Here is a 20370-nt window from a genome sequence, read left to right as displayed (position 1 = left end):
CGGCTACTCGGCCCCCGCGGCCCGGACGGCGGTGAGCACCAGGACGTCGTAGTGGACGGTGAACGCGCCGCCCGCCGCGTCGACGGCGGCGCCGAGGCCGTCCAGCAGTTCCCGAAGCTGCTCCGGCGGCAGCCCGGTGGCGGGGCCGTGCGTGGGCACCTGCTCCAGCCACTCGTCACGGGTGTAGACCCGCTCCCAGTCGTACCGCCACTCCTCCGGCTCGCCGAACGCGCCCGCCGCCCGGATGCCGTCGGCGATCTTGTCGAGCAGCGACAGGTACATGCCCACGGCCGGACCGGCCTGGGCGAGCGAGGGCATGCCGGGCAGCACACGGCGGTAGACCTCGGCGAAGGCGTCGCCCAGCGCGGCGGGCGGCTGGAACACGTTCCAGAACAGCGCGAGCCGGCCGCCGGGCCGCAGGACCTCGGCCGCCTTGGCCGCGCCCGCCACCGGGTCGATCCAGTGCCAGGTCTGCCCGGCGACGACCCCGTCGAACGTGCGCCCGGCCGGGTCCCACGACTCGAAGGCGGACACCTCCACCTCGATGCCGTCACGGCGGGCGAGCCCGGCCATCCGGGCGTCGACATCCACCCCGAACACCTCACAGCCGGCCGCCTGGAACTGCCGGGCCGCGATGCCGGTGCCGATGCCGACGTCGAGCACGTACGGGCCGGGCAGGGACGCGGCGACCCTGGTCACCATCGCCTCCGGGTAACGGGGGCGGGTCCGGTCGTAGCGGTCGGCGTCGGCGCCGAAGGACTCGGCCATCCGGCGCTGCTGGTGTGGCTCGTTCCGGGAGGGCTCTGGGGCCCCTGTCGCAGTAGTGGGCATGCGCCCACTCTAATGGGCACGCGCCCACTCGTCTAGGCTGGGCAGGGGTTCGCCGGAAGAAGGAGACAGGCTCGGTGCCCACAGGCGTAGCGCTCCGCGACGTGCGCGAGCAGCTCTTCGACGCCGCCGAGCGCATCCTGCTCAGAGACGGCCCCAACGCGCTGACCAGCCGCGCGGTCACCGCCGAGGCGGGCTGCGCCAAGGGCGTGCTCCACCGGCACTTCGCCGACTTCGACGCCTTCCTCGCCGAGCTGGTGACCGACCGCATCCGCCGGGTCGAGGCCCAGGCCGCCGCCCTGCGCGAGGACGCCGGCACGGCCACCGTCGCCGAGAACCTCACGCTCGCGCTGCTGGAGCTGTTCGGTTCGGTCGCCGTGGCCGTCGTCAGCCTCGTCATCGCCCGCGACGGGCTGCGCGCCCGCCTGCGCCTGGCCGGGTCCACGGGCATCCCGGTCCTGTCCGAGGCCACGTCCATGATCGCCGCCTACCTGACCGCCGAGCGCGAGATGGGCCGCATCGCGGTCGACGCCGACGTCGACGCCCTGGCGCTCACCCTGATCGGCAGCGGCCACCTGCTGTTCGCCGGCCGCGAGGACGATCCGCCCGACGCCGCCGCCGTCCAGTGGATCGTGACCACGGCCATCGCCGACGTGGTGCAGAGACGCCTGCTCTGACCCGTCCGGATCAGGCCGGCCGGACGGGGGCGCCGGAAGGGATCTTGGGGCTACGATCTTTCAGGTAGTCCCTTTCGTCCGGAAGGCGTCGCGATGAGCGAACGTTCGCTGAACACCGATGTTCCGAGCCCAGCCCGCATCTACGACCTGTGGCTGGGTGGCAAGGACAACTACGAGATCGACCGGGTGGTGAGCGAGCAGATCCTGGCCGCCGTACCGGACCTGCCGGTGCTGGCGCGTACGAACAGGGAGTTCCTCGGGCGGGCGGTGCGGTACATGGCCGGGGAGGCGGGCATCCGGCAGTTCCTGGACATCGGCACCGGCATCCCCACGGCGGACAACACCCACCAGGTCGCCCAGGCGGTGGCCCCCGACAGCAACGTCGTGTACGTCGACAACGACCCCATGGTCCTCGCGCACGCGCGGGCGCTGCTGCGCGCCGCGCCCACGGGCACGACCGCCTTCATCGACGCCGACCTGCGCGAGCCCGGCAAGATCCTGGCCGCCGCCGGCGAGCACCTCGACTTCGACCGGCCGATCGGGCTGACGCTGCTCGGCGTCGTCGACTTCCTGCCCGGCACCGACCAGGCCCGGTCGATCATCGCCGAGCTGCTGGCCCCCATGGCCCCGGGCAGCCACCTGGCCATCTCCCACGGGCTCGTCGGCAGGCAGCTCGAAGAGGGCGTCCGCCACTGGAACGAGAGCGGCGGCGCGCCCATGACGCTGCGCACCCTGGAGGAGGTCACGAGCTTCTTCGACGGGCTGGAGCTGCTGGAGCCGGGCGTGGTCCCGCTGCCGCGCTGGCGTCCCGCCCCCGAGACGCTGTACGCCGACCGGGAGGCCGTCTACTACGCGGGCGTCGGCCGCAAGCGCTGAGGCCCGCGTTTTCCGGCCGTACCCGGGGTTCTCGACCGGCGGACGCCATCGAGTGGGCGCGCGTACCCTGAGTCCTCGATCGACTTCGCTGGGTTACGGGACGGGTGCGCATGGACGAGGGGTTCGGGGCAAGGCTGGGGCGAGCGTGGGGGCGATGCGCACGGGATCCGTGCCTGTTTCCCGGGCCGTTCGCGGCGGGCGGGACCGGGTGGTTCGCCGTCGTCCGGGAGGTGCGGGGGCTGCTGCTGGCGCTCGCGGCGCTGGTGGTGGTGGCCGGGGCGGCGGCCGGGCTGGCGTGGCGGGAGAGCGGGCGGGCCGACGCCGCGCGCGTCACGGCGCTCGCCGAACGGGCCGCCGACCAGGCACGTGCGCTGCGGGCGACCGATCCGGAGCTGGCCGCGCAGGTGTCGGTGGCCGCCCACGACCTGGCCGACACCCCGCGGACCCGCGGCGCGCTGCTCAACAGCGCCGAGCCGTACGCCACCCGGCTGCGTTCCTCCGGCGACCGGCTGCGGATGATCGCGTACAGCCAGGACCGCGCCGTGCTCGCGACCGGCGCCGACAACGGCGTGGTCGAGTTGTGGGACGCCGCCGACCCGCGCCGCCGCACCCCGCTCGCCACCCTGCCGCGCACCGCCGGCGGGCCGGTGGGCGCGCTCGCCTTCCGTCCGGCCGGCGGGGACCGGGTGCTGCTCGCGGCCACCCGGCGCGGCGTCGAGTTGTGGAACGTCGTGAACCCCGCCCGCCCCCGCCACGTCGCCGCCCTGCCCGGCGCGGCCGCGGCGGCGTTCACGCCGGACGGCCGCACGGTGCTCGCCGCCGCCGCGCGCGGCGTCCGGCGGTGGAGCCTGGCCGGCAAGCCGGTCCCGCTTCCTTCGGTACGCACCTCCGCCCGGGTCACCCGCTTCGCCGTCGGCGACGACACGGTGGTCACCGGCCACGGCGACGGAAGCGTACGTGTGTGGGATCCCGCCACGCCCGCCACCCCCGCGGACACGATCAGGACCGGCGCCAGGAACGGCCCCGCCGCGCTCGCGATCAGCCCCGACGGCGGCACGCTGGCCTGGTCCGCCCCGGAACGCGGCACCTGGCTCTGCCGCCTCGACGCCCGCCGCTGCGGCAGGCCCACCCGGTACGGCGCCCCCGCCGGCGCCCTGGCGTTCAGCCCCGACGGCGCCACCCTGGCCACCGCCGGCGACGACCGGACGGTCCGCCTGTGGAGCCTCGCCACCCGCGCGCAGGTCACCTCGTTCCGGCACCCCGACCGGGTCCTCGGCCTGGCCTTCGCCTCCGACGGGCAGGCGCTGGCCGCCGGGTCCGTGGCCGGCGCCTTCTACCAGTGGCACCACGCGGCCCGCGTGCCCGACCCGGCGACCGGCCTGGTCCTGAGCCGGGACCGGACCTTGATGGCCACGACCGGCGCACGCGGCGGCGCGCTGTGGGACGTCCGTGACCCCTGGCACCGCATTCTGCTGTCGCGCTGGAACGTTCCACCAACCACCCGGATGGCCATGAGCGGCGACGCCCGCCGCCTGGCCACCGTCGAGGACGGCGAGGCCGTGACCGTGTGGGACCTGCGCGACCGGTACGCCCCCGCCCGGCACGCCCGCCTGCCGGTACGTGGGCTCGCGGCCGCCGCGCTCAGCCCCGACGGCCGTACCCTCGCCACCGGCGACCACGCCGGCCGGCTGCTGCTCTGGGACGTCGCCGCCCGGCCCCGCCGCCTGGCCGCCCGGGACGGCTTCGGCGACGTCGGCGCCCTCGACTTCAGCCCCGACGGCAGCCTGCTGGCCAGCGGCGGGGCCGACCGCGGCGTACGGCTGTGGGACGTACGCCGGCGCGCCCTCGACGAGGTCGCCCACCACGAGGAGCACGAGGACGCGGTGGCCGGCGTGCGCTTCGGCCCCAAGGGCGACGTGCTCGTCAGCACCGGCCGCGACCGGACCGCCCGCGTCTGGAGCATCGCCGACCCCCGGCACGCGCCGCGCCCGGCGGCCCTGCGCGGCCACGGCGACACCGTGGGGGTCGCCGGGTTCAGCCCCGACGGCGCGGCCCTGGCCACCACGGACGTCTCGGGCACCACCCGCCTGTGGGACCTGCGCGCCGGGCGGCTGATCGCCGAGCTGACCCACCCCGACCTGGGCACCGTCCTGTACGCCGACGACCGCACGCTCGTCTCGGCCGCCGGGCGCGACCTGCGGTTGTGGGACCTGCGGCCGGAGGGGGTGGCCGCGCGGGTGTGCGAGGTCGCCGGGGTGCCCCTCACGCGGGTGGGGTGGCGGCGGTACTTCGGCGACGTCCCGTACCGGCCGCCCTGTCCCTAGGTTCGGCAGGGCGCTGACAGAGATCTGGCAGCGGGCCCTGGCACGGTCGCCGCATGACAGACAGGACGGACGTGCTCATCGTCGGCGCCGGACCCACCGGCCTCACCCTCGCCGTGGAGCTGGCCAGGCGCGGGATCGCGCACCGCGTCGTCGAACGGGCGGCGGCGCCCTCGCCGGGTTCCAAGGGCAAGGGCCTGCAACCGCGTACGCAGGAGATCTTCGACGACCTCGGGATCATCGACCGGGTGCTGCCGGCGACGACGCTCTACCCGCCGATCCGGGTCAGGATCGGGCGGCTGCCGGTCTACCGGGGACGCATGCACAAACCGGCGGCGGCGACGGACGAGGTGCCGTACCCGGCGGTGCGCATGCACCCGCAGTGGCGCACCGAGGCGGTGCTGCGGGAGCGGCTGGCCGAGCTGGGCGGCACGGTCGAGTACGGCGTCGAGCTGGCCGGGTTCGAGCAGGACGCGCAGGGCGTCACGGCCCGGCTGGGCTCCGGGGCGCGGCTGCGGGCCGGCTATCTGGTCGCGGCCGACGGCGGCAGGAGCACGGTCCGCAAGGCGCTCGGCGTCGGGTTCACCGGCGAGACCCGCGAGGAGCAGCGCATGGCACTCGGCGACGTGCGCGTCGAGGGGCTGGACCGGGAGCACATCCACGCCTGGGTACGGCCGGGGAAGGGGATGGTGGCGCTGTACCCCATGGCCGGCACCGACGCCTTCCAGTTCATGGCGCCGCTCAAGCCGGGCGCGACGCCGGACCTGACGCTGGACGGCTTCCGGCGCATCCTCGCCGAACGCTCGATGCTGCGCGGGCTGCGCGTGACCGAGTTGTTGTGGTCCTCCCTCTACCGGGTCAACATCCGCCTGGCCGACGCCTACCGTTCGGGCCGCGTCCTCCTGGCCGGGGACGCCGCCCACGTGCACTCCCCGGCGGGCGGCCAGGGGCTCAACACCGGGGTGCAGGACGCCTACAACCTGGGCTGGAAGCTCGCCCGCGTGCTCACCGGGGGGCCGGCTTCGCTGCTCGACACGTACGAGGAGGAGCGCCGGCCGGTCGCGGCCCTCGTGCTCGGGCTCAGCACCGACCTGCACGACAGGAAGTCCTTCAAACGGGACGAGGAGACCTACCAGCTCCGGATCGGCTACCGGGGCGGCTCGCTGGCCCGCCACGGCGGCGAACGGGTGCCCGACGGGCCGCTGCGCCTGGCCGACGGCTCCCGCGTGCGCCTGTTCGACCTGCTGCGCGGGCCGCACTTCACGTTGTTGTCGCCGGATCCCGCGCCGCGCGTGCCGGGCGGGCCGGAGGTGCGGGCGTACGCGCCGGCCGGACCGTACGGCGGGTTTCGGCACACGCTCGTACGGCCGGACGGCCACGTCGGCATCGCCACGGACTCGGCCGAGGAGCTGGCCGCCTATCTGGAGCTGGTGTGAGCCCCCCCTGCGGCTCAGCCGCAGACGGGCCGGTAGGGCAGCGCGGGCACGTACGTGCGCCACTCCCGTTCGGTCAGCGCGCGCCCGGCGCGGTCGCAGACCATCCGCTCGACCAGGCCGGCGGCGGCCGGGACCCGCCCGACGGTGCCCCCCGCGTCCACGGTCAGGACGTGCGAGCCGTCGGGGGTGAAGGCGACCGACAGCAGCTCGCCCTCGTCCCGGTCGAGGCCGCCGCCGGGGTCCGCGGACCGGCCGAGGTCGGCGCCCGTACGCGGGTCGATCAGGCGCACGCGCCCCTCCCCCGCGTCGACCGCGACGAGGTCCTCGGCCGGCGAGTACGCGGGCGTCCCGGCGTAGGCGAACCCCTCGGTCTCCTCGACCAGGCGCCGGCCGCCCGCGTCCCACGTGCTCATACGGCCGCGCGAGTCGAACACGACCACCCCGTCCCCCGCGTGCGTGAAACGCACCCAGTTCCCCAGCACACCCTGGCCGTACGCGCCGAACGGCGAGCCGGCCGCCTTGCCGTCCGCCGCCCGCAGCAGGCGTACGTCCAGCCCGGTCAGCGCCAGCCGTCCGCCGTCGGGGGAGAACGCCAGGTCCACGACCCCGCCCGCGCGCGTGCTCCACAGGCGGCGCCGCGCCTGCCAGTCCCAGAGCTCGACCGCGTCCGTGCCGCTTCCCGGGCCGTCGAGCACGAGCGCGACCCGGCCGCCGTCGGGGCTGAAACGGACGACCTGGGGCCGTGTGCCGCCCGTACCAGCGGTGAAAGCGGCCACGGGCTTCCTCGTCGCGGTGTCCAGGACGGTGACGTCGTGCCCGGACAGCAGGGCGAGCCGCCGGCCGTCGCGGCTGAAGCCGAGCGCGTCCGAGGCGGGCAGGCGTCCGGACGTCCCGCCCTGGACCGGGCCTCCCTTGCCGACCGGGTGCAGGGTGCCGTCCATGACGAGGTGCAGCCCGTCCTCGCCGAAGTCGGCCCGCTCGTACGGCGGGCCCTCGGCCGGCTCGGTCAGCAGGTCGGCGACGTCCACGGCGAACACCTGGTCGCCGACGAGGTAGCGGAAGGTCGTACCGTCGAAGGCGGCGGCCGGCGGCGTCCCGGTGTCCCCGTCGCCGCGTACCGGGACGGCGCTCAGCAGGTGGGTGTCGGGCAGGCGCCAGAACTGGACGGTGGTGTCGGTGACGGTGGCCAGCAGCCGGCCGGAGCGGTCGAAGACGGGGCCGCCCTTGTTCCAGGCGCCTTCCGTGCCCTCGCCGACCTCCTCCGTCCAGCCCTCCTTGAGCTGGGTCAGGGTCAGGGTCCCGTCGCCGGACATGGCCAGCCACCGCCCGTCGGGGCTCTGCGTGCCGCGTCTGGCGGCGGGATCGGCGGCGTCGGCGACGTTCCACTGCCCGCTGTCGTCCGGTCTGACGATCACCTTCCTGCCTTCGTGCCGGCGGACGGCGTCCGTCCAGCCCTCGGTCAGGTCACGGGACCGGCGGCGCGGCCAGGTGGAGATCGGCCGTCCGGTGGCGGTGTCCCAGGCGCGGGCGCGGCGCGCGGTGGCCGCGACCAGCGTGCGGCCCGAGGGGGACAATCCGATGTCGGTCACCCGCTCGCCGCCGAGGCCCAGGCCGGAGATCAGCGTGGTGCGGCGGCCCGTGCGCACGTCCCACAGCCGGGCCGCGTCCTGGCCGACGCTGACCAGCGTGCGCCCGTCGGCGGCCAGCGCCCGCAACGTGCCGCGCGCGGCGGCCGGGTCGCGGAACATGCCGCGCTCGCGCCGCGCGAGCGCGGCGGTCAGCGCCGCCCTGGCCTGCGGTGTCGCCCGCAGCCGCCAGGCGGCGACGGCGAGCAGCCCGGCGAGCACGGGATCGTCGCGCCCGGCCGCCTCGGAGCGCGCGGCCAGGCGCGTGGACTCCGACGTCGTCAGGCGGTCGTGCAACTCGTCGGCGCGGGCGGCGGCGACCCGGCTCTGCTGGACGGCCATGCCGCCCGCGGCCAGCGCGACCACCAGCAGCCCCGCCAGGCTCAGCGTCAGGAGCCGGGCGCGGCGGGCCCGGCGTTTGCCCAGCCGCGCCGACGACTCCAGGAAGTCGCGCTCGGCCTGGGACAGCCTGATGTCGCGGCGGACGGTGGCGGCCCAGTTCAGGGCCTCGTCGAGCATCGTGCCGTGGAACAGGCCGCCGTCCCTGCGGCCGCCCTCGTCCCAGCGCCGGACGGCGGCCAGGATCGGCGCGTGGACGGCCAGTCCTTCCCTGTTGGCCTCGATCCAGCGCCGCAGCCGCGGCCAGGCGTGCGGCAGGGCCGGGCGGGCCAGCCAGACCTGCTCGCCGTCACGGCCCAGCAGGTACGCGAACACCTCCAGGATCCTGGTCACCGCCGGGACCTCGCCCGCCGGCCTGCCCGCCACCAGCTCGTCCAGGCGGGCCCTGCGGATGGTCAGCTCGCCCTGCCCGTCCACGGTGAACAGGCGCAGGAACACCTCGGGCGCCAGCTCCCGTTCGGCCGGGGCGAGCAGCTCGTAGGAGTCCTCGGCCAGCGTGCCGAGCGCGGGGTCGCCGCCGGTCCCGGCCACGCGCGCGGCGGCGCGTCCCCGTTCGAGCAGGCGTCCGGTGTCCAGGCCGCCGTCCCCGCTGACCAGCGCGAGCAGCAGTTGGCGGGCCTCGGGACGCAGGCCGGGCTCCTTGCTCAGCGCCGCCGACACCAGCGGGCGCAGCGACTCCGGCACCGCGGACAGGTCGGGGGTGGCCGACAACACCCGGTGCATGACCCCGCCCAGGCTTTCGGCCTCGAACGGGTCGGTGCCCGTGGCCGCGTACAGGACGACGCAGCCCCAGGCGAACACGTCCGCGGGCGCGCCGGCCCGCTGCCCGCCGAACACCTCGGGCGCCATGTACGTCGGCGTGCCGGTGACCAGGCCGGTCGCGGTCAGCGACATCTCGGCGGTCCGCGCGATGCCGAAGTCGATGACCCGCGGGCCGTCCGGGCCCAGCAGCACGTTGTCCGGTTTGAGGTCGCGGTGCACCACGCCGGCCTCGTGGATGGCGGTGAGCGCCGTGGCCACCGCCGTGGCCAGGCGGTGCAGGTCGCCGCCGAGGAACCGGCGGCCCCCGGCGATCGCCTGGCGCAGGCTCGGGCCGGCGACGTACTCGCTGACGATGTAGGGCCGCGGGCCGTCCAGCTCGGCGGCCAGCACGCGGGCGGTGCAGAACGAGGCGACCCGGCGCGCCGTCTCGGCCTCCTTGGCCAGCCGTCCGGCCTCGTCGCCGTGCAGGACCTTGATCGCCACTCTGGCGCCGTCCTCGGCGTAGCCCTCGTAGACGACGCCCTGACCGCCGACGCCCAGCCGTCCGGCGAGCCAGTAGTCGCCCAGGCGTTGCGGATCTTCCGCGGTCAGCACGTTCACGGCACGTTGGATGCGGTGATCGACCAGAAAGTTGCGATCATTTTTCCCGAAATATCCGCCCTTGACAGGGTTCTCGGAGCGTGACCTATGATCACCGCCGTGCTCATGACCTTGACGCTCAGCGCCGCGCTCGTCCTGACCGGAACGCCCGCGCAAGCCACGAAGTCCGTATCGTTCCAGGGGTTCACCATCCAGATCCCGGCCGCGTGGAAAGTGAAGAAAGACCCGGTGGGCGGCCTGGAGGTGGTGACCGGCGCCTGCTCCAAGCGGGCGACGGAGTGCCCCGGGTTCTCCATCGGCGGGGCGCGGGACATCGCCTACGCCTCCGAGGGCGGCCCGTACAAGGTGGGCGCGCCGTACCACCCCAGCAGCGGGGTGATGGAGTGCGTCCCCGACAAGCGTTACTGGGAGGGGGTTCAGCCCGTCAAGCCCGCCCGTACCTCGACCGTCGCCGTGGGGGCCGGGCGTACGGCCCGCTTCACGGAGTGGAGGCTGACCTGCCAGACGAAGACGAGCAAGCCGACCTCGGTGGCCTACACCCAGCGCATCTGGTACCTGCGCAAGGAGAAGGTGCTGGTCGTCGACCAGTGGAAGACGCCCGGACTCGGGAACATCCTGGCCAAGGCCGTCTGGAAGTGACCGGGTTGCCCGCCCGCCCTGCGGGCAGGGGTCCGTCATGCGCAGCAAGCGGCTCTCGACGGTCGAGGAGCAGACGTACGCGGTCGTCCTCGACCGCGGCGACGAGGTGGTCGAGAGCCTGACGGAGTGGGCGGCCGAGAACGGGATCCGCGCCGCCCGGCTCACCGGCATCGGCGGGTTCCGGCAGGTCACGCTGGGTTTCTTCGACCCGGAGACGCTCGACTACCGCCGGATCCCGGTGGACCGCCAGACCGAGGTGCTGTCCCTCATCGGCGACTTCGCCATGGCCGAGGACGACGTACGTCCGCAACTGCACGCCCATGTGGTCGTCGGCCTGCCCGACGGCACGACGCGCGGCGGCCATCTGCTGTCCGGCGAGGTCTGGCCGACCCTCGAAGTGCTCGTCACCCAGTCGCCGCGCTACCTGAAACGCCGCCACGACCCCGCCACCGGCCTGGCCCTCATCGACCTCGGCTGACCCCCGCCCCCGGGGGTTCAGCGAGAGCTCTGGCGCAGCCCCAGCAGGGCCAGGACCACCGAGACGAACGGAATGAGGTCCGGCCAGGCCAGGACGATGACGATCACCGTGGCGGTGAGCACCGCCTGCGTGACGTCGGGGCGTTCCCTCCGCGGCTCAGGAGGGAGGGGGTTGCGGGGAAGCGGTTCGTTCATGATGCCCGCCCGTCATTTCTATATAGAAGTTGGAGGACAAGCGCACCACACCCATCGCAGAGCGGTCTATATCTAGCAGGTCAGGGTGATGTGGACGAGAAGACTGGAGAAATCGTCCAAGAGGTCTACGATCGGGGGAGCGTCCACTTCTGTAGAGAAAAACTGGGAGCCTCCACTCGTGACGGCAAGCCGTACACCTCCTTCTCGGCGTGCGATGTACGAGCGCATCGCGGACGACCTGCGCGACGCGATCCGCAACAACACCCTGAGAGACGGCCAGAACAATCCGACCGATCAACTGCCCGGCGAGATCGCTCTCGCCGAGCAGTACGGCGTATCTCTCGGTACCGCCCAACGCGCCCTCAACCAGCTGAGGGACGAGGGCCTCATCGATCGCACCCCCAAGCGGGGCAGCCGGGTCAGGCAGGCCCGCAGGAAGTTCCTCCGCGACGGCATCCGGCGCCTGGAAGGGGACTCCGAGCACCGGTTCATGCTCGCCGACATCGACACCCGCCAGTTGCAGGTGCGGCACTTCGAGTCCGGCAGCCGTACGGCGGAGGTGCACGAGGAGGAGATGGTCCGCTGCTTCGGCAGCCACATGCGGCTGCTCTACCGGCATCGCGTGTACGAGGTGGACGACAGCCCCGCCTCCCTGGCCACCAGCTACCTGCCGCTCTACCTGTTCCCCGACGGCGGCGAGGCCCTTCTGCGGCCGGACTCGGGCAGCGGCGGCATCTGGGCCCGGCTGGCCGAGGCCGGACACGAGGTCGTGGACGCGGACGAATATCTCGACTGCCGCATGCCCACCGCGGAAGAGGCCCAGGAACTGCGGATCCCTCCTCGTACGCCGGTCTTCGTCCTCTACCGGGTCGCGGAGAACAGCCGCGGGCAGGTCGTCGACCTGGCGGTCATCGTCCTGCCGGGCGACCGGTGGCGACTTCGTTACAAGGTCCTCCAGCAGGTGCCGGCCAGGAACGCCGAAGCCCGCGGCTGACCGTCGGACGGGGAAGGGGGCGTCCTGACACTGGGTGAGACGCCACAACCTCGGGACGCCCCCTTCTTGCCCGAACTGTAGGCAGAAGAGCGTTTTCCGACAGGGCCCTCAAGGGCGACATTCGCCTGGCGGCCTTCGCGCGGGCCCGCGGCTACTCGAAGTCGTCCGGGTTCAGTTCCTTGAGGTGTTCGAAGCGTTCGCGCTCCTCGTCGTACGGTTCCTCGTCCTGCGGACCTTCGAGGTCGGCCGCCGGTGTCTCCGGCTCCTCGGGTTCCTTGCGTCGCATCATCGTCATCCCCCCGGAAGATGGGCGCGGGGGCGCCCCCGTGCCCTCGTTCCGGCTACCCCCGCGACCTGCGGGCAAACGGGTACGCCGCCGGATGCCGACCGGCGCTTGTTGACCGGCTCTTGTGCAGGCTCGTGGGGGCCCTTGGCGCGGCGGAGGGGAGGTTTCCGGGCGATTGTTCCGACTATCTGAGGAGATGTACGTGCCAACCAAACGTGCCACCAAGCCCACCCGGTCGAAGCCCGACAGCCAGCCGTGGCTGCACGTCAACGGCGTGGAGATCCAGGAGTTCGGCAGCGTGCGGATGTTCCCGCTCGGCCTCTCCCGCGACGCCCGCGAGTACTCCTGCCAGCGGCTCAACCAGATCCTGGCCGACACCCAGATCCTCTACAGCCTCTACAAGAAGCACCACTGGCTGATGCGCGGCCCGACCTTCTACCAGCTCCACCTGCTGCTGGACAAGCACGCCTCGGAGCAGGTCGAGCTGGTGGACGAGATGGCCGAGCGCGTCCAGACCCTCGGCGGCGTCGCGGTGGGCGACCCGCGCCACGTGGCCGAGATCACGGTGATCCCGCGTCCGCCGAACGGCTGCGAGGAGGTGCCGGCCATGCTCTCGCGCCTGATCGAGGCGCACGAGACCATCCTCGTGGCCGCCCACGACGCGGCGAACCGGGCGCAGGAGATGGGTGACGACGGCACCAACGACCTGCTGGTCTCCGACGTCATCAGGACGAACGAGCTGCAGACCTGGTTCCTGATCGAGCACCTGGTCGACACCCCGCTGGTGGAGAAGCCGGGGAGGTGATCGGGGGCCCCGGTAAGCCGGGAGCCGATCGCAGGTGAAGGAAATGTCTGGATTTCTGTGGACATCGCCCTCCGGGCGTAACGGTTCATTCCGGGCGCAGTAAGGCACCGCATCGAGCCTGCGCCCCCGGGTACGGGAGGAGCGCGGGCCTGTGGGGGGCGCCGGCGAAACCGCCCGCGCCACCACAGAGGCACGCCCACGAGGCGGGGACGCCCTCCGACCAGGACTGCCCCGGACCGGGGGCCACTTCCGACCGGGAGCGACGGAGAACGACATGACCGAACCGCTGACCTCACCGCCCGCCCCCGCACACGGCGTCGCGGAACGGGAGCGGCGGCCATGAGCCTGTCGGACCGCGAACGCCGCATCCTGGCCGAGATCGAGCAGGATCTGCGCTGGCAGGACCGCGACTTCGCCTGCCGCATCGACGCGCTCAACGCCAAGCCGGCCCGGCGCCGCCGCTGCCCGGTGACCCGGCGGGAGATGGCGTTCGTCCTGATCATCGTGGTCGCCATGTCGCTGTTGTCGGCGGTCGTGTTCGTCGCGGCCGGCCGCCCGCGTACGCCGCCCGCGCCGCGTCCCACCCGCGAGGTGGTGACCACCTCGCCCCAGGTCACCTGGCATTGACCGGACGCCGGGGAAGCACGCCTCCGGCCCGCGTCCCGTGGCGGAGCGCCGCCCGGCCTCCGTACGGGCAGCGCTCCCGGGGGTCTCACAACCCGGCGGCTCCGGGCACGGCCTCGCTTGACTTCCCAACCCCGGAATACTCGGTCACCAGCCGGGTCCCGCCGGTGCGGACGTCCACCGCGTAGGCGCGGACGACCTGCCCGCGCTGGACGAGGAGCGTGACCTCCGACGGGCTCTGCCAGATCGTGGTTCCGCGGATGCCGGCGCCCTTCGGCAGGCCCTTCACGGCCACCTTCCGCAGGGTGCGGCCGGACCGGGCGTCGAGCAGGGTGAGCCTGCGGGTGATGTATTCGGGCGTGCCCTTCCCCTTGTCCGGGAACTCGAAGGCGGCCACCGTGCGGCCGTCCGGGGCCAGCTCGCTGAACATGATGAAGACGCCGTCGAAGCGCACCGGCCGGCCGCCGCCGGTGACCGGCATCAGCAGCAGGTCGGTCTTGACGTACCGGACGAGTTCGGCGACGCCGTCCTTGATGCTGACCGGTTCGTACACGCCGGGCACCGACACCGTCTTGCCGGTCCGCATGTCGATCAGCAGGCCCGGGTCCTTGGTGCCCTCGCGCGGGTCGAAGGCCACGTAGCGGCCGTCGTCGGAGACCACGAGCATGGAGCCGCGGCCGATCCGCTCCTCCGGCACCGCGACCGGGGAGACCGTCTCCGCGCCGGTCACCATGTCGCGGACGACGTGCGCCCCCGCCTCCCTGCTGTAGTAGGCGAGCATGCGCCCGTCGCGGCTGATCGCGACGGGCACCTGCCACCTCTTGGTCTCCGCGAGTGCCTGGGGCATCCGGTACGTCACGCCGTCGCGCGTGACCACCAGCCATTCCGCCGCCGTGCAGTCGGCCGGCCCGCCCTTTCTCTCGGGCGGCCGGCAGCCCGGCCTGTAGGCGTGGCTGAGCACCCCCACCTGGCCGGTGGGCAGCGTCGGCACGGCGGCCGGGCTTCCCGCCGCGGCGCTCTCCATCCGCCGCGGCATCGCGAGCAGCACGGTCGCCGTCACCCCGGTCAGCACCGCGACCGTCGCGACGGCCGCCAGCGTCGCCGTGGCCCGGCGTCTGCGCCGGTATCCGGTCACGGCCAGCTCGGCCAGCTCCGCCAGGTTCGCCGGAGGGGCCTCCCCGGCGATGCCGTCGAGTGCGTCACGCAGTCTGGTCATCGGGCCATCTCCTGAGCGGCTCGTGAGTCCATCAGGTCGGGAGCGAGTTCGCGCAGGCGTGCCAGCGCGTGGTGGGTCTGGCTCTTCACCGTGCCGACCGCGCAGCCGAGCACGTCTGCCGTCTGGGCCTCGGTGAGGTCCTCCCAGAAACGCAGGACGATCACCGCGCGCTGCTTGCGGGTCAGCTTGCCCAGCGCCTGGCGGAGCACGATCCGGTCGAGCGCGGCCTCGTCGTAGCTGATCCCGTGCTCGGGCGGGTCGGCGCTCGGCAGCTCGCGGCTCGGGCGCCGCCGCCACGAGATGTACTGGTTGACCAGCGCCCGGCGGGTGTACGCCTCCGGGTTGCCGTCCCGCGCCAGCCTGGGCCAGTGCGCCACGATCTTGACCAGCACGCTCTGGAGCAGGTCCTCGGCCTGGTGGGGGTCGCCCACGAGCAGATAGGCGGTCCGCATCAGCGCCTGTTGCCGGGCGATGACGAACTCGCGGAAGCCGTCATGAGCGTCCAAAATAGTGATCTCCCTTCGCCCGTTCCCAACGCGGACGGCGGGGCAAAGGGTTGCAGAAGTCACCCAGGTTTCTACGGCCTCACGGGACCCGCTGGGCGGGCCGGCTCCCCCACGTGGCCCAGCGCCACAACCACTCCATCGGGCCGAAGCGGTACCGGCGCAGCCAGAGGGTGGACCACACCCATTGCAGGACCAGGATGACGGCGGCGATCGACACGATCGTGGCCAGCGACCAGCCCTCGGGCCTTCCGCCGACCACCTTGCCGACGATCAGGACCAGGGCCGTGGCGCTCAGGTAGTTGGTCAGCGCCATGCGGCCCAGCGGGGCGAACAGGGTGCGCAGCACCGGGCGCAACGGGGTCCTGAGCAGGACGAGCAGGGTGCACACGTACAGGCCGGCCATGGCCAGGCCGGACGCGGCCATCGGGAGGCCCTCCGCGCTGCCCTGAAGGACGAGGGTGGCGGCCGTGCCCGCGCCGAAGAGCAGGGCGAGGAGGGCCGGGACGAGGGTGGAGCTCTCGATCCGGGCGATGACGCCGTACCTGGTCAGGGCCGAGCCCAGCAGGAACAGGCCAGGAACGATCATGGTGCCGCCGCCGAAGACGATCATCGCCGCGGCGACCAGCACGACGGCGAGCCCGGCCACGGCCCAGCGCGGCAGCCAGGTCGAGGGCAGCAGCACCACCAGTCCGACGAGCGCGTAGATCGTCAGGATGTCGCCGCGCCACAACAGGAACATGTGCGCCAGACCCATGACGAGCAGCACGAGGAGCCTGCGTACGAGCAACACCCGCGGACGGGGTACGCGCCGGCCCGCGGAGTCGAGCAACAACGAGAAGCCGACGCCGAACAGCAGCGAGAAGATCGGGAAGAAGCGCTGCTCGACCAGCAGGCCCAGCCATCGGGCGGCGTCGTCGATCGTCGCCTGCGCCTCGGTGACGGCGGTGGTGCCGATGTGGGAGATCGGCTGGACGTTGGCGAGCAGGATCCCGCACAGGGCGAACCCGCGTACGACGTCGAGCGCGATGATGCGCGGACGGCCGGGGGCGGCGGGCGGGGGCAGGGTGCGGGCGTGCCGCGGGTCTTCTTGGGGCATGGGGCCTCATCCTGCGGTGGCGGCGCGGGGCGCGGGGAGGGTCGAAAGCAGGGTTCGGGCCGGCTCGACCGTACTTTCGGCCGGTGTGGCGGACGGGCCCGGCTCCCTAGCCTGGAGACGTGAACGTGGGGAACCTGCCGGCGTCCGCCTGGCCGGGCGGGCGGGCCGGGCACGGCGGCGCGGCCGTGACGGCGGAGGTGGCGCTCGGGGTCGCGGCCGTCGTCGTCCTGGTCTTCTGGGCCCGCCTGATCGCCGCGAGCTGGGGCGGCGGCTACTGGGTGTTCGACATCGCGGCGGGAGCCGCGGTGTGCGCCCTGGCCCTGACCCGCCGCCGCGGCCGGGTGTGGACGGCCGCGGCCGGGCTGGGGATCGCGGTGGTGGCCGTCGTGGTCGCCGCGGCCGCCGATCTGCCGAACGAGCCGGGGCCGGGCATGGCGCTGGGCCTGTCCGTGCTGGTCGGGTCGGCCGTCAGGACGCTGCCCGCGCGGCCGGCCGGCGCCGTCGCGGCCGGTGGGCTCCTCGTGGCCGCCGCGAGCGCGCCCATGGCGCACAACGGGTCAGTGGTGGTGCTCAACGCGGGCGGCTGGCTGGCCGCCGTGACCGTGGGCGGCGGCCTGAGGCTGCTGGCCGAACGCCGCCGGGCGGCCGCCGACCGGGTACGCCACGACGAGCGCCGCCGCCTGGCCAGGGAACTGCACGACGTGGCCGCGCACCACATGACCGGCATCGTGCTGCAGGCCCAGGCCGCCAGACTGCTGGCCCGCAGGCGTTCCGGCCTTCTGGAGGAGTCGCTGGAGGACATCGAGGAGGCCAGCACCGGGGCCCTGTCCGCGCTGCGCCGCGTCGTCGGCCTGCTCCGCGAGGCGGCCGACGACGTACCCGGGCCGCCCGGCCGTCTCACCGACCTGATCGACCGCTTCGACGGCCCGCCCGTGACCCTGCGCGGCCCCGCCGACGCGGAGGACTGGCCGCCGGAGGTGACCAGCACCGTGTACCGGATCGTCCAGGAGTCGCTGACGAACGTCGCCCGCCACGCCCCCCGCGCCCGCTCGGTCACCGTCGAGATCGCCGGTGGGGGCGGCACGGTCGTCGTCGAGGTCGCCGACGACGCCCCGCCCACGCCGCCGTCCCGGAACCGCGGCGGCTACGGCCTGCTCGGCATGCGCGAACGCGTCGAGGCCCTCGACGGCACCCTGCGCGCGGGCCCGCGCCCGGAGGGCGGCTGGTCGGTCCGGGCCGCGCTCCCCCTCGGAGCACGCCGATGACGATCGGCGTGCTGCTGGCCGACGACCAGGCGATGGTCCGCCGGGGCCTGCGGCTGATCCTGGAGGACCAGCCCGACATCCGCGTGGTCGCCGAGGCCCGGGACGGCGAGGAGGCCGTGGAGCTGGCCCGGCGCGTACGCCCCGACGTGTGCCTCGTGGACATCCTGATGCCCGGCATGGACGGCATCGCGGTCACCCGCGCCCTGGCCGGCCCCGGCGTGCCCGACCCGCTGCCCGTGGTCGTGGTCACCACCTTCGACCTCGACGAGTACGTCTACGACGCGCTGCGCGGCGGCGCGGCCGGGTTCGTGCTGAAGGACGCCGGCCCGGCCCTGCTCGCCGAGGCCGTACGGGCGGCGAGCGGCGGGGACGCCCTGATCTCGCCGTCGATCACGCCGCGCCTGCTGGGCCGACTGGCCGGGCGGGCGCCGCGGGCCGAGGGGGCGGTGCGTCCGCTGTCGGAGCGGGAGACCGACGTGGTGCGGGCCGTGGCGGCCGGGCGTACCAACCGGGAGATCGCCGGGGACCTGTGCATCTCGCTGAGCACGGTCAAGGGCCACATCTCCGCCGTCCTGGACAAGCTGGGCGTGCGCAACCGCGTCGAGATCATCGCGTGGGCCTGGGAGAACCGGGTGGCGGGCTAGCGGGACTCGTCGCCCAGCCGCACGCTCGCCCCGGCGATGTCGGCCAGGGTGATGTCGGCCAGCATCATCTCCTCGTGGTCGCGCAGCGCGCTCCACACCTCGGCGAGCGGGCTGGCGACCCCGGGGTATCCCCCGTGGTCGCCGCCCTCGGAGACCCCTTCGACGATCACCACGATGTCGGCGAGGGTGATCTCGCCGGCGGGCCTGGCCAGCCAGTAGCCGCCGTCGGGGCCGCGCTGGCTGTGCAGCAGACCGGCCCGGCGGAGCTGGAGCAGGATGTTGTCGAGGAACTTGCGCGGGATGCCCTGGGCCGTGGCGATCTTCTCGGCGGGCATGGGGCCCGGCGGCGCGGCGGCCAGTTCGGCCGCGGCGCGCAGGGCGTACTGAGTTCTGGCGGAGATCCGCATGACCGTCTACTGCTCAGGTGCTCACCTGGTGCAGGCCCCAGCGGCGGCGCAACGCGCCGTCGGCCACGCCGAAGACGCGGTCCACCACGATGCCGATGACCAGAATGACGATCATGGTGGCGAGCAGGCCGGGTGAGTCGGCCAGCTCGCGGGCGTAGTGGAGCTGCTCGCCCAGCGAGGCCTGGTTGGCGATGATGACCAGCAGCTCGCCGGCCATCAGGGAGCGCCAGGCGAAGGCCCAGCCCTGCTTGAGCCCGGCCAGGAACGACGGCAGCGAGGCCGGCAGGATGACGTGCCGGTAGAGCGAGATCCGGCGGAAGCCGAGCATGTGCCCGGCGCGCAGCAGGATCGGCGGCGTGTAGTCCACCCCGGCGATCAGGCCGTTGGCGATGGACGGCGCGGCGCCCAGCACCACCACGAACAGGATCGCGCTCTCGGACAACCCGAACAGCAGGATGGCCAGCGGGAACCAGGCGATGGACGGCATCGTCTGCAACCCGGTGATCAGCGAGCCCGTGGCCCGGCGCAGCGGCCCGATCCGCGAGACCAGCGCGCCGACGACCAGCCCGACGGCGATGGCCAGCGCGAACCCGGTCACCGCGCGGCGCATGGTGACCGTCAGCGCCGTGTAGAACTCGGGGTCGCCGAGCCGGTGCCCGAGCTCGGAGAGCGTGGTGACCGGGCCGGCGAAGACGTACTCGGGCCACCAGCCGGCCCACACCACGGCCTGCCAGATCGCCAGCACGATGACCACCGCCGAGGCGATCGGCCACAGGCCGGACCACAGCCGGGAGGCCAGACCGGCGCGGTGGCCGGTGCCCAGTTCCAGCGCGTCGAGGCCGGCGAGCTGCTGGGCGTGGGTGTCCGTCGTCGTCATGCGGGCTCCTCCTGGCGGGCGTGGCGCAGGACCTCCTGGCGGAGGCGGCCGGTGATCTCCCCCGCCAGCTCGGCCACCTCGCCCGAGTCGGTACGGCGGGGCCGCTGCAGCTCGACGGGGAAGTCCTCCACCACCCGCCCCGGCCGGCTGGACAGCAGGACGACCCGGTCGCCGAGCCGTACGGCCTCGCGCACGTTGTGGGTGACGAACAACACCGACAGAGAACGTTCCCGCCAGATGCGTTCGAGCTCGTCGTGCAGCAGGTCGCGGGTCATGGCGTCCAGGGCGCCGAACGGCTCGTCCATCAGCAGCACGTCGGCGTCCTGGGCGAGCGCCCTGGCCAGGGCGACGCGCTGGCGCATGCCGCCGGACAGCTCGTGCGGCCGCTTCTTGCCGAACCCGCCCAGGTGGACGATGTCGAGGAACTCGGCGGCCCGGTCCCGGCGTTCCTGCTTGCCCACGCCCTTGGCGCGCAGCGCCATCTCGACGTTGGCCGAGACGGTCAGCCAGGGGAACAGCGCGGGCTCCTGGAACATGAGCGCGACGCGGCTGTCGTCGGCGTCGATGTGGCCGGCCGTGGCCCGGTCGAGCCCGGCCACCAGCGAGAGCAGCGTGCTCTTGCCGCAGCCGGAGGCGCCGAGCAGGCAGACGAACTCGCCGGGGGCCACCGACAGCGAGACCTGGTCGAGGGCCAGCAGGGCCGTCCGGCCCTGGCCGTAGATCTTGGAGACGGCCTCCAGCCGGATCGCGGGACGCTGCCCCTCGATCCGGCCGGTGGCCTGCTCCGTGAGCGGAGCGGACATCGTGTACGCCTC

21 protein-coding genes are annotated in these 20370 nt (G+C 73.8%); 11 read left to right on the top strand and 10 right to left on the bottom strand.

Translation table 11 applies throughout. The annotated features are described in order from the left end of the window. Positions 1-3: 3 nt before the first annotated feature. On the bottom strand, positions 4-768 hold the full coding sequence (locus tag IEZ27_RS27700) for a class I SAM-dependent methyltransferase (RefSeq protein ID WP_229824392.1): 765 nt from the start codon (positions 766-768) through the stop codon (positions 4-6). 137 nt (positions 769-905) lie between these two features. Between IEZ27_RS27700 and IEZ27_RS27695 the strand changes: the two genes are divergently transcribed. From IEZ27_RS27695 to IEZ27_RS27680, 4 genes are all read left to right on the top strand, one after another. Continuing rightward, the gene (locus IEZ27_RS27695; RefSeq protein ID WP_189649910.1) at positions 906-1505 is read left to right on the top strand and encodes a TetR/AcrR family transcriptional regulator; all 600 of its coding nucleotides are present in this window, start codon (positions 906-908) and stop codon (positions 1503-1505) included. Positions 1506-1598: 93 nt separating this feature from the next. Then, the gene (locus IEZ27_RS27690; protein ID WP_189649909.1) at positions 1599-2381 is read left to right on the top strand and encodes an SAM-dependent methyltransferase; all 783 of its coding nucleotides are present in this window, start codon (positions 1599-1601) and stop codon (positions 2379-2381) included. A 230-nt stretch (positions 2382-2611) separates the two neighbouring features. Beyond that, entirely contained in the window at positions 2612-4705 is a 2094-nt protein-coding gene (locus IEZ27_RS27685) for a WD40 repeat domain-containing protein (RefSeq protein WP_189649908.1), read from the top strand. 53 nt (positions 4706-4758) lie between these two features. Next, positions 4759-6138, top strand: a complete 1380-nt coding sequence (locus tag IEZ27_RS27680) for an FAD-dependent monooxygenase (RefSeq protein WP_189649907.1) — start codon at positions 4759-4761, stop codon at positions 6136-6138. A gap of 14 nt (positions 6139-6152) precedes the next feature. On the opposite strand, the gene IEZ27_RS27675 is transcribed toward IEZ27_RS27680, so the two are convergent. Continuing rightward, on the bottom strand, positions 6153-9524 hold the full coding sequence (locus IEZ27_RS27675; RefSeq protein ID WP_189649906.1) for a serine/threonine-protein kinase: 3372 nt from the start codon (positions 9522-9524) through the stop codon (positions 6153-6155). Between the two features lie 99 nt (positions 9525-9623). On the opposite strand from IEZ27_RS27675, the gene IEZ27_RS27670 reads away from it, so the two are divergent. Both IEZ27_RS27670 and IEZ27_RS27665 read left to right on the top strand, forming a co-directional pair. Beyond that, on the top strand, positions 9624-10163 hold the full coding sequence (locus IEZ27_RS27670) for a hypothetical protein (RefSeq protein ID WP_189649905.1): 540 nt from the start codon (positions 9624-9626) through the stop codon (positions 10161-10163). A 37-nt stretch (positions 10164-10200) separates the two neighbouring features. Further along, positions 10201-10641 carry a PPC domain-containing DNA-binding protein gene (locus IEZ27_RS27665; protein WP_189649904.1) on the top strand — a complete coding sequence of 147 codons (441 nt, stop codon included), beginning with the start codon at positions 10201-10203 and terminating at the stop codon, positions 10639-10641. 17 nt (positions 10642-10658) lie between these two features. On the opposite strand, the gene IEZ27_RS27660 is transcribed toward IEZ27_RS27665, so the two are convergent. Continuing rightward, the gene (locus tag IEZ27_RS27660; protein WP_185844514.1) at positions 10659-10835 is read right to left on the bottom strand and encodes a hypothetical protein; all 177 of its coding nucleotides are present in this window, start codon (positions 10833-10835) and stop codon (positions 10659-10661) included. A gap of 214 nt (positions 10836-11049) precedes the next feature. Here IEZ27_RS27660 and IEZ27_RS27655 point away from each other — a divergent pair, with 214 nt between their 5' ends. After that, positions 11050-11829: a GntR family transcriptional regulator gene (locus IEZ27_RS27655; protein ID WP_189649903.1), complete on the top strand. Its 780-nt coding sequence runs from the start codon at positions 11050-11052 to the stop codon at positions 11827-11829. Between the two features lie 151 nt (positions 11830-11980). On the opposite strand, the gene IEZ27_RS27650 is transcribed toward IEZ27_RS27655, so the two are convergent. Then, positions 11981-12124: a hypothetical protein gene (locus tag IEZ27_RS27650; RefSeq protein WP_185844516.1), complete on the bottom strand. Its 144-nt coding sequence runs from the start codon at positions 12122-12124 to the stop codon at positions 11981-11983. Between the two features lie 193 nt (positions 12125-12317). On the opposite strand from IEZ27_RS27650, the gene IEZ27_RS27645 reads away from it, so the two are divergent. After that, positions 12318-12920 (top strand): Dps family protein, encoded by a 603-nt coding sequence (locus tag IEZ27_RS27645; RefSeq protein WP_229824391.1) that lies wholly within the window; start codon positions 12318-12320, stop codon positions 12918-12920. A gap of 339 nt (positions 12921-13259) precedes the next feature. Then, positions 13260-13547 carry a DUF3040 domain-containing protein gene (locus IEZ27_RS27640; RefSeq protein ID WP_189649902.1) on the top strand — a complete coding sequence of 96 codons (288 nt, stop codon included), beginning with the start codon at positions 13260-13262 and terminating at the stop codon, positions 13545-13547. Between the two features lie 85 nt (positions 13548-13632). On the opposite strand, the gene IEZ27_RS27635 is transcribed toward IEZ27_RS27640, so the two are convergent. From IEZ27_RS27635 to IEZ27_RS27625, 3 genes are all read right to left on the bottom strand, one after another. Further along, positions 13633-14760, bottom strand: a complete 1128-nt coding sequence (locus IEZ27_RS27635; protein WP_189649901.1) for a hypothetical protein — start codon at positions 14758-14760, stop codon at positions 13633-13635. Further along, positions 14757-15266, bottom strand: coding sequence for a SigE family RNA polymerase sigma factor (locus IEZ27_RS27630; RefSeq protein ID WP_189649900.1), 510 nt, complete (start codon positions 15264-15266; stop codon positions 14757-14759). The genes IEZ27_RS27635 and IEZ27_RS27630 overlap by 4 nt, the downstream gene beginning before the upstream one ends. A gap of 79 nt (positions 15267-15345) precedes the next feature. Further along, on the bottom strand, positions 15346-16362 hold the full coding sequence (locus IEZ27_RS27625) for a DUF418 domain-containing protein (protein ID WP_189649899.1): 1017 nt from the start codon (positions 16360-16362) through the stop codon (positions 15346-15348). Between the two features lie 119 nt (positions 16363-16481). On the opposite strand from IEZ27_RS27625, the gene IEZ27_RS27620 reads away from it, so the two are divergent. Both IEZ27_RS27620 and IEZ27_RS27615 read left to right on the top strand, forming a co-directional pair. Next, entirely contained in the window at positions 16482-17627 is a 1146-nt protein-coding gene (locus tag IEZ27_RS27620) for a sensor histidine kinase (RefSeq protein ID WP_229824390.1), read from the top strand. After that, positions 17624-18271, top strand: a complete 648-nt coding sequence (locus tag IEZ27_RS27615) for a response regulator (protein WP_189649898.1) — start codon at positions 17624-17626, stop codon at positions 18269-18271. The genes IEZ27_RS27620 and IEZ27_RS27615 overlap by 4 nt, the downstream gene beginning before the upstream one ends. Here the strand turns inward: IEZ27_RS27615 and IEZ27_RS27610 are convergent. From IEZ27_RS27610 to IEZ27_RS27600, 3 genes are read right to left on the bottom strand one after another with little or no spacing between them, the layout of a single operon-like run. Further along, positions 18268-18678 carry an RrF2 family transcriptional regulator gene (locus tag IEZ27_RS27610; RefSeq protein ID WP_125632096.1) on the bottom strand — a complete coding sequence of 137 codons (411 nt, stop codon included), beginning with the start codon at positions 18676-18678 and terminating at the stop codon, positions 18268-18270. The genes IEZ27_RS27615 and IEZ27_RS27610 overlap by 4 nt on opposite strands. Positions 18679-18691: 13 nt before the next feature. After that, complete coding sequence (locus tag IEZ27_RS27605; RefSeq protein ID WP_125632098.1) at positions 18692-19555, bottom strand: ABC transporter permease; 864 nt, start codon at positions 19553-19555, stop codon at positions 18692-18694. After that, the gene (locus tag IEZ27_RS27600) at positions 19552-20358 is read right to left on the bottom strand and encodes an ABC transporter ATP-binding protein (protein WP_125632100.1); all 807 of its coding nucleotides are present in this window, start codon (positions 20356-20358) and stop codon (positions 19552-19554) included. The genes IEZ27_RS27605 and IEZ27_RS27600 overlap by 4 nt, the downstream gene beginning before the upstream one ends. Between the last annotated feature and the right edge of the window lie 12 nt (positions 20359-20370).

Source organism: Nonomuraea spiralis (genome assembly GCF_014648435.1).
GTDB classification, from domain to species: Bacteria; Actinomycetota; Actinomycetes; order Streptosporangiales; family Streptosporangiaceae; genus Nonomuraea; species Nonomuraea spiralis.
The sequence above is the reverse complement of the archived record's forward strand: the minus strand, read 5'-3'. Positions and strand labels throughout refer to the sequence as shown.

Coding starts and splice junctions, on each gene's coding strand:
- IEZ27_RS27700 (WP_229824392.1), bottom strand. CDS start 768: ATGGCCGAGTCCTTCGGCGCCGACGCCGACCGCTACGACCGGACCCGC.
- IEZ27_RS27690 (WP_189649909.1), top strand. CDS start 1,599: ATGAGCGAACGTTCGCTGAACACCGATGTTCCGAGCCCAGCCCGCATC.
- IEZ27_RS27680 (WP_189649907.1), top strand. CDS start 4,759: ATGACAGACAGGACGGACGTGCTCATCGTCGGCGCCGGACCCACCGGC.
- IEZ27_RS27665 (WP_189649904.1), top strand. CDS start 10,201: ATGCGCAGCAAGCGGCTCTCGACGGTCGAGGAGCAGACGTACGCGGTC.
- IEZ27_RS27660 (WP_185844514.1), bottom strand. CDS start 10,835: ATGAACGAACCGCTTCCCCGCAACCCCCTCCCTCCTGAGCCGCGGAGG.
- IEZ27_RS27655 (WP_189649903.1), top strand. CDS start 11,050: ATGTACGAGCGCATCGCGGACGACCTGCGCGACGCGATCCGCAACAAC.
- IEZ27_RS27650 (WP_185844516.1), bottom strand. CDS start 12,124: ATGACGATGATGCGACGCAAGGAACCCGAGGAGCCGGAGACACCGGCG.
- IEZ27_RS27640 (WP_189649902.1), top strand. CDS start 13,260: ATGAGCCTGTCGGACCGCGAACGCCGCATCCTGGCCGAGATCGAGCAG.
- IEZ27_RS27635 (WP_189649901.1), bottom strand. CDS start 14,760: ATGACCAGACTGCGTGACGCACTCGACGGCATCGCCGGGGAGGCCCCT.
- IEZ27_RS27625 (WP_189649899.1), bottom strand. CDS start 16,362: ATGCCCCAAGAAGACCCGCGGCACGCCCGCACCCTGCCCCCGCCCGCC.
- IEZ27_RS27615 (WP_189649898.1), top strand. CDS start 17,624: ATGACGATCGGCGTGCTGCTGGCCGACGACCAGGCGATGGTCCGCCGG.
- IEZ27_RS27610 (WP_125632096.1), bottom strand. CDS start 18,678: ATGCGGATCTCCGCCAGAACTCAGTACGCCCTGCGCGCCGCGGCCGAA.
- IEZ27_RS27605 (WP_125632098.1), bottom strand. CDS start 19,555: ATGACGACGACGGACACCCACGCCCAGCAGCTCGCCGGCCTCGACGCG.
- IEZ27_RS27600 (WP_125632100.1), bottom strand. CDS start 20,358: ATGTCCGCTCCGCTCACGGAGCAGGCCACCGGCCGGATCGAGGGGCAG.